This window comes from Pedobacter psychrodurus (assembly GCF_032678585.1).
Lineage (GTDB): Bacteria > Bacteroidota > Bacteroidia > Sphingobacteriales > Sphingobacteriaceae > Pedobacter > Pedobacter psychrodurus_A.
The window spans coordinates 74,010-90,269 of record NZ_JAVTSN010000003.1; the positions used below are offsets into that span (position 1 = coordinate 74,010).

Genomic DNA, 16,260 nt, shown 5'->3' on the forward strand with positions numbered 1-16,260 from the left:
AGATGCTGAAACAAGTTCAGCATGACGTTAAAAAATAAAAAAGCTCCTCAGAAATTAATCTGAGGAGCTTTTTTATTAATCGTTATTTACGACTAGTATAAAGTAAACTCTACACGACGGTTTTGTTGACGGCCAGCTGCAGTTTTGTTGGTTGCAATTGGTTGGTCAGGTCCGTAACCTGTAGCTTCAATTCTCGATGCATTAGCACCTTGAGATACTAAATAAGCTTTTACTGATTCAGCTCTGTCTTTAGATAAACGTAAGTTTAACTCTCTGCCACCAGTATTATCAGTGTGACCAGCTAATTTTAAGCTAAAGTTTTTCTCTACCAATAAACCAGCAACACGGTTTAAAGTAGCATAAGATTTAGAACGGATAGTTGATTTACCTAAATCGAATTCTAAGTTAGAAATCGCATCTTTAACTACTTTACGGTCTTCTTCAGTAATTACTCTTGTTTCTTTAATGATTGTTTTTGGAGCAGCTAAAGGACATCCAGAACCATCAACAACTGTACCTGATGCAGTACCTGGACATTTGTCGAATTTGTTTGCTACACCATCATTATCATCGTCGCCCAGATCTTTAGCATATTGATCTCTGTCGCGTTGTGCATTTTGCTCAGCTGTAGATAATGCACTTCTTAACTCAGCACTCTCTTCAGCGCTTTGTTTACGTAGGTTAGCCAATGCACTGTAGTTTTGTAACTGAGGTTTATCCGCACTTCCCAATGCAAACTCTAAACCTGCGTGAGCGTAAGCAAATCTGCTTTTAGGTAAAGATTCAGGAGATTTGATAAAATTAACATCATAACCTAAATCAATGTTGATACCTTTTGCAACACCTAATTTAACACCGGCTCCAACTGGGATAAACCAACCTTCTCTACCTTTACTTTCGCTTACAATTGCACCAGTTGTGCTGTAATCAGACGACATGTAACCAGCACCACCTTTTAAATAAGGAATTAACACTGCATTTTCGTTGTTGATGTTGATGTTTGCAACATTAAAAACTGCGGTTAAAGCTCCAGACCATTCAATGCTCTGTTGAAAATCGGTAGTACCGTTGGTAGACTTAATATTGCCTCTTAAGAAATCTGCCTGCAGACCTAAAGATGGTAAAATTTGTTTTCTAACGTTTGCACCGTAACCGATACTTTTAAACTCTCTTGCTCTAACACTTCCTGATCCGAAGATCGTGTTTGGAGAAAGTATTCCTCCATGTACACCTACACTCCAGGTACGGAAAGATTTTTCTCCGAATCTGGTACCTGTTGTTGTACTCGTTGTGGTTGGCGTTTCCTGTGCAAATAATTGTGATGATAAACCTAGTAAAGCAACCAACATTGTTGATTTTGTAATTCTCGTATTCATGTTCTTCTATTTTGTAATTATTAGTCTCTTAACAGTTTTTATATCGTACTGTTTTGCTTCGACTAAGAAAAAATCTTGCCAAAAGAAATATTTTACACACAAATAGCATATTATCAGAAGATTAGCTAGGTAAAATAATTTCACAAAAATGTTACTTAACAGGAGGGAATGCCTTGTATTTTGTATATTATTCTATACAGATATGCTATCTGAATTTTAAATGAAACTTAAATTTTTATTTTTCAGATGGATTTTTCTTTCCATTTAAGAGCATTTCCAACGACTTTTCGATTCTACTCGAACGGGTTTTTTCTTGTTTAGCCGTTAAAATCCAAAGCACATATTCTTTCCTATGGGAATAAGCGAGTTGGTTGAAATAGGTTAATGCTTGAGGAGAATTTTCTAAAACAATCTTTAAATCGTTGGGCAGTTTAACCGTTTTGTTTACCGGATCAATATATTCGCCAAATTCGTTGTTTTTGATATGGTCGTTCCGCAATCCCGATGGCTTAACTTCAGTGATGAGTTTTAAGCGTAAAGCCGTCCAGGTTTCGTTTACCGCCGCAGATGCGCAAGGCGTTAAACCGAAAGTATCCAGCTCTTCCCAACTTTTCATCAGATCCAGGTCGGATTTAATTTTTGATGATTTCTTAGGATAAAATATCCAAATGATGGTTTTTGCATTTATCCATTTAAGATTTCGCTGGATTTGTTTATCCAACTGATCTTTAGTGGTTGTAAAGGCAATTAATACATTAAAACCGGCTCCCTGATTATATTTTAATGTTACGTCAGGAGGTATATCGCCAAATATAACAGCAGCTTGCTCTGGCGCATCAATTATATTAATCACAGCACCTGACTTTACCTGAAGCTTTTTTAAGAATAAATTTTCCATCATTTAAAAAAAAAATTAGCCACGGAATCACTGAAACACGGAATATTGATCAATTTATTATTTTAATCAACTTCCAATCTAACTTTGTGTGCGGTTAAAAATTAGCCCCGCCTGCCCAGCTATTCAGGCGATGATTCACAAAAAAACACGGAAATATTTTTTTTCTCATTTGCCGAATCTCATGTCTCCGTGTTCTTTGTGCTTTTTCTCTGTGATCTTTATGGTAAAAAAAATGATTACAATCTCAATTTAGCGAAGAAATCCCAAAAAACAATTCCTGCGGAGATCACTATATTAAACGAATGTTTCGTTCCAAATTGTGGGATTTCGATACACTCATCAATTTTTGCCATCACCTCGTCGCTTACACCATCCACCTCGTTACCAAAGATTAACGCGTATTTTTTATTAGGATCAGGCTGGAAAGTATTTAACATTGTACTGTTTTCGGCCTGTTCAATGGCCACAATCTCATAGCCCAAAGCCCTTAAAGCATCAACGGCCTGTAAGGTATCTGCATAATGGATCCAATCCACTGATTGTGTAGCCCCAAGTGCAGTTTTTTCGATTTCACGGTGTGGTGGTTGTGCGGTAATGCCGCAAAGTATCACTTTCTCTAAAGCAAAACCATCTGCAGTGCGGAAAATAGAACCTACATTGTGCATGCTGCGCACATTATCCAAAACTACCACTACAGGTAATTTTTCCTGTGCTTTAAACTCTTCTATATCCGGACGGTTTAACTCGTCTAATTTTAATTTTCTCATTATTTTTATAAAAGGATTACACAGATGGAGGGATTACACCGATTGGATGTAATTTCGGAACTGTGTTTATCGATATTCGTCGGTGGTTAATATTTTTATAATCTAATTGGCCCGCTACCAATCTCGCTGATGTAAATCGCGGCGGGGTAACCAATTTTATCTATATAATCCTCTGTTAGTTGCTTTGCAAAATCTTCTTCGAAACCTTTTTCTAATAAAGCGATAGCACAACCGCCAAATCCGGCTCCTGTCATACGTGCACCAATAACATGTTCGTAGCCCGCACAAAAATCAACCACCGCATCCAATTCTTTTCCGCTCACTTCGTATAATGTTCTTAAAGATTCGTGCGAAGCATACATTAACCTCCCGAATTCTTCCAGATTTCCGCTATTTAGCGCTTTTGCTGCCAAATGAACGCGATCGTTCTCCTTGACTACATGCATAGCACGATTTAAAATTATTTCGTCGGTGATTAAATGGCTATGCAGCGCGAATTTCTCAGCCGTTAATTCGCAAAGATAATGAAGTGTGATTTCTTCGTTTAATAGGTTTAGCGCTTCCTGGCATTCCGCTACACGCTCGTTGTATTTAGAATCGGCCAGTTCGCGGGGCTTATTGGTATTAATGATTGCCAGAACATATTTGCCAAGATTAACATCAACCATCTTGTATTTTAAGGTTTCACAATCCAAAACAATTGCCTTGTCTTTTTCACCAAAAGCAACAGCAAACTGATCCATTATACCTGAATTTAAGCCGATAAAATCATTTTCAACGCGTTTAGCGATTTTAACAAGCTCCAGTTTATCGTAACCAAGATTGAAATAGGTGTTCAGGGCATAAGCTGTTGCGATTTCTATAGAAGCCGAAGAAGAAAGTCCAGATCCGATTGGAATGTTTCCATAGAACAGAAAATCCAGTCCGCCAATTTCTTTTCCATCCTTGATAAATTCGTTGATTACACCTATGGGATAATTGCTCCACAGACCACCATCTTTTTGATTTAGGGCATTACTTTCAACTTCTGTTTGAATGTCGAAATTTAGGCTCTTAAACCTAAACTTGTGATCTTTGTTTGGCGCGATGGCAAGCCATGTTCCCAGTGTAATGGCACAGGGCATCACCAAACCACCGTTATAATCGATGTGTTCGCCAATCAGGTTAACGCGCCCAGGAGTAAAATAAACCGCATCGGCATTTTTATGGTATTGTGCTGCAAATTTTTCCGCTAGGTTGATATTCATTTGGCTAAAATATATTTATAAAAAGCATTAATAATAGTATGTTTGTTTAGGAAACAAAAGCCCTAAGTTACAATTTATGAGCGTTCAGCAAATACCTACAGGAAAAATTATTGATGGCGAAGAAGTTATCGCAATCGAACTCACCAATAGTAAAGGCACTTATGTCAAAATATTCAATTACGGTACCATTATCAACAAATTTGTAGTTAAAAATGCCAATGGCGAAATGCAGGATATCGTTCTGGGTTTCGATACTTTCGACGAATATCTTGATCCGGCTTATTTAAAAAATTACCCATATTTTGGTGCCATTGTTGGCCGGTATGCAAATCGTATAAAAAACGGCAGGTTTACCATCGGCGAAGAAAGCTATCAACTGGCACAGAACGCAGGTACCGATACCCTTCACGGTGGAGTAGTGGGCTTTGATAGAAAAGTTTGGGATATTGTTGAAATAGGAGAAGGGGCACAATCGTTTGTTACCCTGCAATACGAAAGTGTAGATGGCGAAGAGCATTTCCCCGGGAACCTGATTGTTGACTTAACTTTCGAACTCACTGAAAATGATGAGCTGATTTTAAGTTATGAAGCTGAAACCGATAAAGCGACAGCCATTAACTTAACACACCATAGCTATTTTAATCTCGCAGCAAATGGTGGAAACATCAAAAATCACAAGCAACAGATTTTTGCCGCTAATTATTTGGAGCAGGATGATAATTATTCGGTAACGGGCAAATTGATTCCCGTTGAAGGAACACCCTGGGATTTTACAAAATCTAAAGCAATTGGAACGGATTGGAATGAAGATGAAGGATACGACCAAACATTTGTTCTGGATAAAATTTATGGTGATTTATCCTTGGCCAGTAAAACAATTGAAGAGGATAGCGGTTTAGTGTTAAGTGTATACACTACAGAACCGGTAGCCCACCTGTACACCGCAAAATATTTGGGTGTTAAAAACGGAAAAGGCGGAAAAGATTATGAAAGTTATGGTGCTTTTTGTATAGAAACCCAGCATCATCCAAATGCAGTTAATATACCTGAGTTTCCAAGTACCATTTTAAACCCTGACGATCTGTATACACAAACCACAATTTATAAAGTTTCACTAAACAAATAAATCATGTTCACAATCGAAGACATCCACGCAGCAGAATCAAAAATTAGAACTGGTGCAGATTTCCCTCAGTTTATAAAAGAAATTAAGGAAATGGGTGTTAAGCGGAACGATGTTTACGTATCCAACGGCTTGTCAATTTATTTTGATGATGAAGACAATGCTCAGCAGGTAAGTCCTGATGGCTACCCAACGTTGATTATAAATGATGATCCATCTGCTGGTAAGTTAACCCATGCCTTGGAAATACATCAGAAAGGTGAAACAGATTATTTTACGTTTTGCAAACAGGCAGCCGATGCTGGAGTAGAGAAATGGGTTACCGATCTGGACGAAATGACCTGTACCTATTTAGATGCCGAAGGGAACGAATTGGTAAAAGAATCAATACCAACGATATAGTAAAGAATATAAATTTAAAGGCCCGAATCTCGGGCCTTTTTTATGCTATATCATTCTGTGATGTCAGATGTTACCAGCTGATATTTAATATTTTTTTCCTCTAAATCCTTTCCAGCACCATTTTTATGGCTTGTTCTACAATTTTGTTTGGTTCTTTGCTAAATTCAAATTTCACGCGACTGGCTAAAATTGCATTTATCGAAATGGCATTGTGACCTAAAACTTTGGCCAAAGCATAAATACCTGCGGTTTCCATTTCCAGATTGGTAATGCGGTGTTGGTTGCTCTTAAAATTATTGATTAGGCCGATAAAATCGGGAACTGCATTTTTTGCCCGCACAATTCTACCCTGTGGTGCATAAAAACCGGGTGCAGTAATGGTGATGCCTTTCGCCATATCTTTACCAATGGTATTTAATAAAGTGTCGCTTGCCGCCGTTAAATAAGGATTAATATTTTTAAGGTGGCCAAAGTGGACTTTAACAGCGTTCATTAAAAGTTGCTCATCACCAGATAACTGCTGAAGATAATAATTCATTAAAGCATCCATGCCTAAGCCATGCGACGATGCCAGGATGGTTCCCATGGGAATATCTGGCTGAACGGCACCAGATGTACCTACACGGATAATATTTAATGAAGTAAGCGATTTTTTAATTTCACGGGTTTCGAAATCGATGTTCACCAACGCATCCAGCTCATTAAAAACAATATCGATATTATCCGTGCCAATCCCTGTTGAGAGTACCGTGACGCGCTTTTCACCAACAAAACCGGTATGGGTAATAAATTCGCGTTTACCTTTCTTAAATTCGATCGTATCGAAGTACTTACTCACTTCACCAACACGGTCGGGATCGCCCACGGTAATCACCGTATCGGCAACATCTCCTGGCAAAAGATTTAAGTGGTAAATGCTGCCATCAGGATTGATGATTAAGTCGCTCTCGGATATTTTCATATTTGGTTATTAAATCGTTTGAAGATATTTTAATTTAACACCTTCAATTTTATCAAATTTACTTAAAACCTGATTGAGTTGTGCTTTTCTTACTTCAAATTTCAATATACAATCTGTATCAAACTGTTGACCTAAAATCTGCAGGTTTTCTTCTTTGCTCAGTTTCATTACATCATTCATCTGCAGGTATTCGAAATGGGCTTCGTAAACATCATTTACGGTTTTACAAACAATAGTTGAGGCTTTAATCGCCTCAATACTAGCAGTCTTATAGGCGTTAATTAAACCCGGCACACCAAGTAAAGTACCGCCAAAATAACGCACCACAACGATTAATACATTGGTAATATCTTCAGACAATAAACAGTTCAATATCGGCCTGCCTGCAGTACCCGAAGGCTCTCCATCATCGTTCACCCTAAAAACATTACGGTCTGGTGTTAAACGGTATGCATAACAGAAATGATTGGCTTTAGCATGCTCTGCCCGGAGCTTAGTCATAATCGGTTTTACCTCTACTTCACTACGGATTGGATAAGCGTAAGCCATAAACTTACTTCCTTTATCCCGAAATATACCTTCTGAGGCAATTTCGATAGTTTTATACGAATCATCGAACAGCATTTTGCGATAATGTAATGAAAATAACAGCTGCAATAGCCAAAATGATACCTGCGTAATTTAATTTGCTTAGCTTTTCTTTAAAAGCAATTACGCCAATTAGTGTCCCTATAATGATTACACCCAAATTCATGGCAGCAAAAACCGTTGAAGGGTTTTCTGCAAGTGCTTTGTGGGCTTTCATATAAAAAAGAATGTTCCCGAAATTAAAGAATCCTAAAATAAGTCCACAAATCAGATTTACAAGTTGTAATTTGATTTTTCCAGTAATCAGCATCGAAATCACAATCAGTAGGGAAACGATAAATGCCAGGCAAAAAACAGTGAAAAGTGAAGTGGCATAGGGTAGGTCTTTGTAGAGTGCAATCTGTTTAAAAAGCACATCAATTACACCAAAACCAATAAAAACCATAATGGGGAAGAGTAGGTTTCCTTTGCCGTTCTCTTTTTGATCGGTCTTACGTAGAAAGGTTAGGAAAATGGCTGGGAAACCAATACATAAGCCTACAATTTTGAACTTATTAAAATCTTCCTTAAAAATAAAATAAGCTGCCAGTATAGGGATAAACAGAGATAAACGCTGTGCGATATCAGTTTTAGCGATCCCCAGGTTTTTAACAGAGGCGGCAAGAAATAGAAATATAGAGGGCAATAGTATCGCCAAGGCGACATATATAGGCCAGGGTGCACTGGCTGTAATGAGTTTAACATCGGGCTTAAAAAAAAGAAAACACAAGGTTAAAGCTGCAAAATAATTAACGGTAACGGCCTGGATAATACTGATCTGATACCGTTTGGCCAGTTTTAATAAGATGGCTACGGTAACACTACAGCAAATGCTTAAAATAATGTAAATCATTTATTGATGTCGTTTATATAGATAGAGAGTTTGTCATTTCCGATCTGGATTTCTTCCTGTAAATTTCCGTTAATGGCAGGGGAAGGAATACCATCGCTCCAACTGTTTGATGAGGTAAAAATACGTGCTTCATCCCATAGGTTAGTACTTAAAAACTGGTTTAAGATGTTGGCACCCCCTTCGATAATGACCGATTGTATATCCATCAGGTAAAGCTGAAAAGCTATTTTTTGCGCCAGATAAAAATGCATATCTTCCATCTGGATGTAATGGATATTATCGATTACATCGGTTTTGACCTCGTTAAAGATAATGGTTTTTGCTTCCGTATTGAAAATATGATTGCTTACAGGTACCTGGAGATTTTTATCAATAACCAAACGAACTGGGTTTTTACCTGGCCATTCGCGTGCAGTTAACTGGGGATTATCCATAATAGCAGTCTGTTTGCCGATTAATATCGCATCTTCTTCGCTACGCCACTGGTGCGCCAAACGTTTAGCCAAAGCGCCACTGATCCATTTCTGGTGGCCATCTTTTGTTGCAAAATAGCCATTGGCCGTTTCAGCCCATTTTAGAATGATATACGGCCTTTGTTGCTGTACCCTGGTAAAAAACCTTCTGTTAAAATAACGGCATTCCTCATCTAAAATGCCACTTACAACTTCAATACCAGTATTTTTCAACTTCTCAATTCCTTTGCCATCAACCCCAGAGAAAGGATCTCTATTGCCAATCACAACTTTTTTTAACTGATGTTTCACCAATAAATCGGCACATGGGGGCGTTTTACCAAAATGAGCACAAGGTTCGAGGTTAACGTAAGCAGTAGCTTGTTTTAATAAATTTTCAGCTTCATCTCCGTATTTATCAAATACAGCCTTTACAGCATTGGGCTCGGCATGGGCTTTTCCGTATTCCTGATGGTAACCTTCACCGATAATTTTGCCATTTACTACAATTATGCAACCAACCATCGGGTTTGGACTTACGTTTCCGATTCCCAGGGCTGCTAATTCCAGACAACGTTTTATGTAAAATTCATCGCTCATTACGGCAAAAGTAGTAAAAAAAGCGTCATGGGCTCATCAAAAGCAACCTGTTATCATCTCAATTAAGTAATTTTGTATCATGAAAATCGGAGAACTAGCAGCGCATTACGAACTGGAACTTGAGCCATTATACGAAGGTGATGAGGCGAAAGCACTATTTAGTATTGCTGCTGAGCAGGTATTGGCCTTGTCTCCAGGCAAATTGATGATGCATAAGGATACGGATATCAGTTTCATCAATATGCAAAAGCTCCTGAGTATCTTAAATGATCTGCAGATCGGTAAACCCATTCAACATATTTTAGAGGAAGCTCATTTTTACGGCTCTGTTTTTAAGGTAAACGAACATGTGCTGATCCCGAGGCCTGAAACAGAAGAATTGGTAGATTGGATGATTTCAGTTTGCAGTTCACAGCTTTCAGCTGACAATAGTAAGAAAATTAGTATCCTCGATATCGGAACCGGATCTGGATGTATCCCGATTACCTTAAAAAAACATTTGCGAAATGCCGAAGTTTCTACTTTAGATGTATCTGCCGATGCAATTGTTGTTGCCAGGGAAAATGCCTTCCAAATAGGTGTTGAAATCAATTTTATTGAAGCTGATATGCTAAGTTTTGCAACTGAACAAAAATTTGACGTAATCGTCAGTAATCCGCCATATATCAGAGATTTAGAAAAAGCTGATATGCATGATAACGTACTGAGTCATGAGCCACACCTGGCGCTATTTGTGAGCGATGAAAACCCTTTGATATTTTATAAAGCCATAGCCGAATTTGCTAAAACAAACCTAAAAACTAATGGCTTACTTTATTTTGAAATTAACGAATACTTAGGTAGCGAAACCATTGAAATGTTAAAGGATAAGGGGTTTATAAACATTGAGTTAAGGCAGGATATGCAAGGAAAAGATAGGATGGTGAGAGCGGAAAGTCCGAGGTCCGAGGTCGGGAGTCAGAAGTGAAGGTGCGAATAAGAACACGTTAAATCCAACTTGTCTCTTCTTGCCCTCCAGGTTAAAAAAAATGTCGCGAATGCTCGGAAAACCCAGAAAATTAAATGCTTCGGATAAAGGCGGAATTACTAAACCTTTTTGAAACTGAGTTTTGATTTAGTTAATTCAATAATTTCTTGGAATTGTTGCTCATTTGCCTCAGATTGATGTAACATGAAAAATATTTTGTTATTAACAAGCAGTATAAAGAAATCATTATTAATTGAGTAATTTGAAAATGCTTCCCATTTAAAATAAATTTTTTTTTCATTATCAAAATAATTAAACTCATCATCGGTAAATTCGAAAGTATAAATGAAATTTTGTTTTTTATGTTTTTCAGATATGGTATCCAACTCTTTAAAATAGAATGTTCGTATATTTATTATTCTCAGTATATAATTAAAAGTCAGTATAAAAAGAATAACCCCGGCTATTCCATAAAAAGATGGGGTGGGCCCCTTGTTAATCGCAATTAGAATCATCAATCCTACCGTTAGAATAATATAGATGAGTAACTTTATATAACTCTTCATATTTTCTAATCTAAATTTTAATTTATTGCTCTTAATAAAAAGTGATTTATCAAATGGAACTGTAATACTGATCATTTTTATATTAATTTATTTATAATTAAGCCCTTGGATGAAACTGTGTAATTACCTCTCTTAAATAATCGCGATCGATGTGTGTATAAATCTCTGTAGTTGTAATACTCGAGTGGCCCAGCATTTCCTGCACCGCACGTAAATCAGCACCGCCTTCAATTAAATGCGTAGCAAAAGAATGCCTTAGGGTGTGTGGACTAATTGTTTTCTTTAAGCCCGTAGCTATTGCCAAAGTTTTAATCAGGTTGAAAATCGATATTCTGGATAATTTAGCGCCGAAACGATTCAAAAATATAAAATCTTCGTTTCCTTTTTTGATATTGGCATGTACGCGGACTTCAGTGATGTAAATATCCAATAGCTTTAAGGCCACACCTCCAATTGGTACCAAACGCTCTTTATTTCCTTTTCCAATTACCTTTATAAACTCAATCTGAGGAAATAGATTTGAGATTTTCAATTCTGTTAATTCAGTTACACGCAGGCCACAGCCATACAACACCTCCATAATGGCCTTGTTACGCATGCCTTCTGGTTTTGAAGCATCAATTGCTGCGATGAGTTCATTTATCTCATGGATATTTAACGTATCTGGTAGTTTTCTGCTGAGCTTCGGGGCCTCAATTAGTGCCGTTGGATCGTTAGAAATCACCTCTTCGAGCATTAAATAGGAGAAGAAAGCTTTTAGCCCCGATATTACCCGTGCCTGTGTACTGGCCTGCATCCCCAATTCATTTAGCCACGAAATAAAGGATTTTAGATGTGAGATGGTAATGTCAGTCAGTTTTGGTTCCTCATTTAAAGATTCGTAATACTGAATCAATTTGTCAATATCACCCAGGTAAGCATCAACAGAATTGCCGGATAACGACCGCTCTAACTTCAGGTACGACTTAAATCCTTTAATATATGATTGCCAAAGCATGCTTTTAATTGAGATTTTTTATAACATTGCAACGTTACAACATTATATTATGAAAATACAAATTATTAACGGTCCGAACTTAAACTTATTAGGCGTGCGCGAACCATCTATTTATGGTAGCACCAGTATTGAAGAGTACATTAAAGAATTAAAAACGGTTTATCCGAATATCGAAATAGCATATTACCAAAGTAATGTAGAAGGCGAAATTATTAATAAACTACATGAAGTAGGTTTTAGTTACGACGGCATAGTACTTAATGCTGGTGGTTATACGCATACTTCTGTAGCCATTGCAGATGCTATTGCAGCCATTAAAACACCGGTAGTTGAAGTACATGTATCGAATATTTATGCCCGCGAAGAATACCGTCATGTTTCTTTGACCGGAAAAAACTGTCAGGGGGTTTTAACAGGTTTTGGTATGAAAGGTTACCGCCTGGCGATTGAAAGTTTATTGATCTAAATCTTTAATGGATAAAGCAATTCACAGATTTTAATTTGATTCAGGTGGATTACAGATGCACAGATCATTGGTCTGGAAAACATTTCGAGACCAATATACACAGCGGTTTTTTATTTTAGATTAGAAAAATATTTAATTTTCTTAATAAAAAATGCCCAAACAATGCTGTTGTTATACACTCCAGTATGTTTGGTGTAGTCTTTTTGAATTGCTTTTCTCTTTTTGCTCGTTTTCGACAACGATTTAAGAAAATGCCAGTGCCCTTTACTTACTGCCATTGTAAATTTTGGCTTTCCACTAAGTAAAAAGTGCCACCAGGCAATAAAATCGATAAACATCCGAATCGTTATCCTAAAAATGGCATCACCTACAGGCAGGTTTTTTTGCATAATGATCAGATTGTTCCTGAAATTGAGGTAGGTTTTAAATGGATTTTCGGTTTGTAAAGTCCCGCCACCAACGTGGTAAACCTCCGCATCCGGACAGTACATAATCTTATAATTCAGGTTCTTTAAACGCCAACATAAATCTATTTCCTCCATGTGGGCAAAAAGATCAGCATCTAAACCACCCGCTTCCTGCCAACACTTACTTTTGATAAAAAATGCAGCACCACTGGCCCAAAAAACTTCTTTTTTCTCATTGTATTGGCCCTTATCGAACTCATAAACATTGAATAACCTGCCACGGCAAAAAGGGTACGCATAAATATCCAGATAACCACCGGCAGCGCCTGCATATTCGAATTGGTTTTTGTTCAGCTGCCATTTAATTTTTGGCTGTGCTGCTGCAATCTGCACATCACTTTCCATCAGATTAATTACAGGCTGTATCCAATTGGGAATCACTTCTACATCCGAATTGAGCAAAATAAAATAATCAGCTTCAACGCGTTCTAAAACTTTATTATATCCCCCCGCAAAGCCGTAATTAAGATCATTTTGAATGATTTTAACGGTTGGAAAATTTTCTTGTAAAAACAAAACGGAGTCGTCTGTTGAGGCATTATCGCCAACAACAATTTGCAGGTTATCATATTCCGAAAGCAAAATTCCAGGTAAAAATTGCTTTAGATACGCCTTTCCATTCCAGTTTAAAATTACAATAGCTACTGATGGGTTCATTCTTTTTATTCGGGTTTAAATTTCCAGCGCTTATGGCTCCAAAGCCAATACTGAGGCTGTTCTTTAATAATATCTTCTAAAAACTTAAAGTGCAGATCTGTAATTTCAAATTCATACATTTTTTCGGGGTCAAGGCACATGGGCAAAACTTCGATGTGGTAATAGCCTTTTTTAAGCACTTTAACCTTAAAATAGTATATCGGTCTTTTGGTTGATTTTGCAATTTTTTCTACACCCAATAAAGCAGCGGTAGGCTGATTCAGGAAATTTACAAAGTATTTTGTTTCTTCTCTCGTTGGCGATTGATCACTTGCAAAACATAAAAGCGTTGGTTCATTTTTGTAGGCCGCCATACCGCGCAAAGTTTGTCGCATGGCAATAAAAATATTCCCATATTTTGTCCGTGCATAATTGAACCACTTTCCAAAAACTTTATTCGAAATGGGTTTAAAAATCACCATGGTCTTAGCAGAAATATGGAGTCCCAATGCTAAAGTACCCAATTCCCAGTTGCCATAATGGCCTGTACAAGCGAGTACGCTTTCGCCAGCTTTAAAATGAACTTCTAATTGCTCCAGTCCTGTAAATTTAACCCTTCTTAAAGTTTCAGCTTTCGAAATGCTGGTCATTTTGATGATTTCAAAAATAAGTTCGGCTAAATACAGAAAGAATTTTTTCTCAATTGTTTTAATTTCGGCCAGGGATTTTTCAGGAAAAGAGTTGGTTAAATTCTGTCTGACAACTTTTTTTCGATAGCCAATTACGTAATAAAGCAGATAATATAGTAATCTTGCAAAAAAAAACAGCAAAGGCAAAGGGAGCAGCGATAATAGGTATAAAAAAAATACGCCAACGTGCGCAATCCCTCTTTTAATCATTATTTTTAAAACGTTTCAGCTACAAACATAAATTTTCAAATGCAGAATACAGCTATACTTCCATTATTTTATCTTCCACCGGTTGGTTATTTTAGTCTATTGCAAAAGCTGGGGACAGATTTTTTAATTGAAAAACATGAGCACCTCGCCAAGCAAACTTACCGCAACCGAGCCAGTATTTATTCACCAAACGGAAAACTCGATATCACAGTCCCAGTAGTAAAAGGCTCAAAAACACATACGAAAATGAAGGATGTTCGGATCAGTTACGATTTTAAATGGCAACGTTTACACTGGTTGAGTTTGGAAAGCTGCTACAGAAGTTCGGCTTATTTCGAATTTTACGAAGATGAGTTATCGCATTTCTACAATAACAAATTCGAGTTTTTATTCGATTATAACCTTGAACTGGTAGAATGGTTGAGCAAAAAGTTGAAACTGAATAAAACTTTCGAAGTTACTCCTGAGTATTTTGACAATATCGTTCCAGAGTTGGATTATCGGACCATCATGAATCCCAAAAAAGACGAAGATATTGTAAACAATAAGCCATATTATCAGGTTTTTGAAGATAGACATCAATTTTTACCCAACTTAAGTATAGTTGATTTGTTATTTAATCAGGGCCCGCAGGCCCGGTTATATTTGTAACGTATGGGAAAAAACAAAGCACGTAACCGCCATAAACATTATAAGGTACCAGAACCTGGTACAAGTCCGGGGCTATATGCCATTGATGATGATGCATTAAAGCCGCAAATCGTACTGCATACTTATAACGAAAAGAGTTATAAGAAAGAGAACATCGAAAACATCAATAACATTGATAAACTGATTGAGAACAAAGATTTTTATTATTGGTTCGATATCAAAGGTTTGGCCGATCCCAATATTTTTGAAACACTGTATTCTAAATTGGATATCAGCAGGTTGGTTTTGGAAGATATTACCAGTTCTTATCAGCGACCAAAACTGGATGAGTACGACAACGATAAATACATTTTCGCGGTAAGCAGGCACTTGTTTTTAGGGGAGGAGAATGTTTTAAGCAATGATCAGATCTCTTTTATTTTATCAGAACGTACACTCATTACCTTTCAGGAAACTTATGCCGATTGTTTCGAACCTGTAAGGAAGCGCCTGGAAATAGGAAAAGGTAACATCCGTATCGGTGGAAGCAGTTATTTAATGTACGCCATCATGGATGTGATTGTAGATAACTACTTTACCTTATTGAATTTTTGGGGTGAAGAACTGGATGCCATTGAAGACAGATTGTATGACCATCCTGATCGCAGAATCATGTACGATACCCAGGCGATTAAAAGATCATTGATTATGATCCGTAAGGTGGCCTGGCCAGAAAGGGATAAATTAAACGATATTATCCGGACAGATAGTCCGTTAATTTCCGATCTGACCAAAACCTATATGAAAGATGCTTACGATCATTGTATCCAGATTATCGATTTTATTGAATCGTTGAAAGAGATTGCATCGGCCAATATTGACATGAATTTATCAATCATTAGCAACCGGATGAATGAAATTATGAAAGTGTTGACCATTATTTCTTCAATTTTCATCCCATTAACCTTTATTGCAGGGATTTATGGGATGAACTTTAGTAGGGAAGACCCTGCAACAGGAAAAATATTAAAAGATAATATGCCCGAATTATATGCCGCTCATGGTTATTTATATACCTGGATTGTGATGGGCGTAATTGCAATTTTACAGGTCATTTATTTTTGGCGGAAGGGTTGGTTTAAATAATGTTGTCATTGAATGCTATGAAGACTCTGCCTCTAAGTTGTATTAACTAAGATATTAGAGTTGTGTAATGGAAAGTTTTCTATTGAAGAAGATTCTTCGTTTCTCTCAGAAAGACAATCAGCTCTGAATAAGTGAATGCCATACAATGGAGTGATTAAAAAGATGAGAATAAATTTCAAA

Annotated in this window: 18 protein-coding genes; 6 read left to right on the plus strand and 12 right to left on the minus strand. The window is 37.1% G+C overall.

What is annotated here, in order from left to right:
* Positions 1 to 92 precede the first annotated feature (92 nt).
* The 4 genes from R2S57_RS02785 to R2S57_RS02800 form a co-directional block, all read right to left on the minus strand.
* On the minus strand, positions 93 to 1,376 hold the full coding sequence (locus tag R2S57_RS02785) for an OmpA family protein (protein WP_316843586.1): 1,284 nt from the start codon (positions 1,374 to 1,376) through the stop codon (positions 93 to 95).
* Between the two features lie 235 nt (positions 1,377 to 1,611).
* Positions 1,612 to 2,274, minus strand: coding sequence for a YdeI/OmpD-associated family protein (locus R2S57_RS02790; RefSeq protein WP_316843587.1), 663 nt, complete (start codon positions 2,272 to 2,274; stop codon positions 1,612 to 1,614).
* Positions 2,275 to 2,510: 236 nt separating this feature from the next.
* Positions 2,511 to 3,041 (minus strand): RNA methyltransferase, encoded by a 531-nt coding sequence (locus tag R2S57_RS02795; protein ID WP_316843588.1) that lies wholly within the window; start codon positions 3,039 to 3,041, stop codon positions 2,511 to 2,513.
* Positions 3,042 to 3,136: 95 nt separating this feature from the next.
* On the minus strand, positions 3,137 to 4,288 hold the full coding sequence (locus tag R2S57_RS02800) for a galactokinase (RefSeq protein WP_316843589.1): 1,152 nt from the start codon (positions 4,286 to 4,288) through the stop codon (positions 3,137 to 3,139).
* Between the two features lie 76 nt (positions 4,289 to 4,364).
* On the opposite strand from R2S57_RS02800, the gene R2S57_RS02805 reads away from it, so the two are divergent.
* On the plus strand, positions 4,365 to 5,414 hold the full coding sequence (locus tag R2S57_RS02805; RefSeq protein ID WP_316843590.1) for an aldose epimerase family protein: 1,050 nt from the start codon (positions 4,365 to 4,367) through the stop codon (positions 5,412 to 5,414).
* A 3-nt stretch (positions 5,415 to 5,417) separates the two neighbouring features.
* Positions 5,418 to 5,813, plus strand: a complete 396-nt coding sequence (locus R2S57_RS02810) for a DUF1398 domain-containing protein (RefSeq protein ID WP_316843591.1) — start codon at positions 5,418 to 5,420, stop codon at positions 5,811 to 5,813.
* Between the two features lie 100 nt (positions 5,814 to 5,913).
* On the opposite strand, the gene R2S57_RS02815 is transcribed toward R2S57_RS02810, so the two are convergent.
* From R2S57_RS02815 to ribD, 4 genes are read right to left on the minus strand one after another with little or no spacing between them, the layout of a single operon-like run.
* On the minus strand, positions 5,914 to 6,774 hold the full coding sequence (locus tag R2S57_RS02815) for a nucleoside phosphorylase (protein WP_316843592.1): 861 nt from the start codon (positions 6,772 to 6,774) through the stop codon (positions 5,914 to 5,916).
* 9 nt (positions 6,775 to 6,783) lie between these two features.
* Entirely contained in the window at positions 6,784 to 7,398 is a 615-nt protein-coding gene (locus R2S57_RS02820) for a YigZ family protein (RefSeq protein ID WP_316843593.1), read from the minus strand.
* Positions 7,385 to 8,254 carry a DMT family transporter gene (locus tag R2S57_RS02825; RefSeq protein WP_316843594.1) on the minus strand — a complete coding sequence of 290 codons (870 nt, stop codon included), beginning with the start codon at positions 8,252 to 8,254 and terminating at the stop codon, positions 7,385 to 7,387. Before R2S57_RS02825 ends, R2S57_RS02820 begins: the two co-directional genes overlap by 14 nt.
* Positions 8,251 to 9,306, minus strand: a complete 1,056-nt coding sequence (gene ribD / locus R2S57_RS02830; protein ID WP_316843595.1) for a bifunctional diaminohydroxyphosphoribosylaminopyrimidine deaminase/5-amino-6-(5-phosphoribosylamino)uracil reductase RibD — start codon at positions 9,304 to 9,306, stop codon at positions 8,251 to 8,253. The genes R2S57_RS02825 and ribD overlap by 4 nt, the downstream gene beginning before the upstream one ends.
* A gap of 79 nt (positions 9,307 to 9,385) precedes the next feature.
* Between ribD and prmC the strand changes: the two genes are divergently transcribed.
* On the plus strand, positions 9,386 to 10,273 hold the full coding sequence (prmC, locus tag R2S57_RS02835) for a peptide chain release factor N(5)-glutamine methyltransferase (RefSeq protein ID WP_316843596.1): 888 nt from the start codon (positions 9,386 to 9,388) through the stop codon (positions 10,271 to 10,273).
* 119 nt (positions 10,274 to 10,392) lie between these two features.
* Here the strand turns inward: prmC and R2S57_RS02840 are convergent, their stop codons facing one another.
* Entirely contained in the window at positions 10,393 to 10,914 is a 522-nt protein-coding gene (locus R2S57_RS02840; RefSeq protein WP_316843597.1) for a hypothetical protein, read from the minus strand.
* A 22-nt stretch (positions 10,915 to 10,936) separates the two neighbouring features.
* On the minus strand, positions 10,937 to 11,836 hold the full coding sequence (xerD, locus tag R2S57_RS02845; RefSeq protein ID WP_316843598.1) for a site-specific tyrosine recombinase XerD: 900 nt from the start codon (positions 11,834 to 11,836) through the stop codon (positions 10,937 to 10,939).
* Between the two features lie 49 nt (positions 11,837 to 11,885).
* Between xerD and aroQ the strand changes: the two genes are divergently transcribed.
* Entirely contained in the window at positions 11,886 to 12,302 is a 417-nt protein-coding gene (gene aroQ / locus R2S57_RS02850) for a type II 3-dehydroquinate dehydratase (RefSeq protein ID WP_316843599.1), read from the plus strand.
* 110 nt (positions 12,303 to 12,412) lie between these two features.
* Here the strand turns inward: aroQ and R2S57_RS02855 are convergent, their stop codons facing one another.
* On the minus strand, positions 12,413 to 13,426 hold the full coding sequence (locus R2S57_RS02855) for a glycosyltransferase family 2 protein (protein WP_316843600.1): 1,014 nt from the start codon (positions 13,424 to 13,426) through the stop codon (positions 12,413 to 12,415).
* Between the two features lie 5 nt (positions 13,427 to 13,431).
* Complete coding sequence (locus tag R2S57_RS02860; protein WP_316843601.1) at positions 13,432 to 14,304, minus strand: lysophospholipid acyltransferase family protein; 873 nt, start codon at positions 14,302 to 14,304, stop codon at positions 13,432 to 13,434.
* Positions 14,305 to 14,343: 39 nt separating this feature from the next.
* Between R2S57_RS02860 and R2S57_RS02865 the strand changes: the two genes are divergently transcribed.
* Positions 14,344 to 14,955, plus strand: coding sequence for a WbqC family protein (locus R2S57_RS02865; protein WP_316843602.1), 612 nt, complete (start codon positions 14,344 to 14,346; stop codon positions 14,953 to 14,955).
* A gap of 3 nt (positions 14,956 to 14,958) precedes the next feature.
* Entirely contained in the window at positions 14,959 to 16,080 is a 1,122-nt protein-coding gene (gene corA / locus R2S57_RS02870; protein ID WP_316843603.1) for a magnesium/cobalt transporter CorA, read from the plus strand.
* Positions 16,081 to 16,260 lie beyond the last annotated feature (180 nt).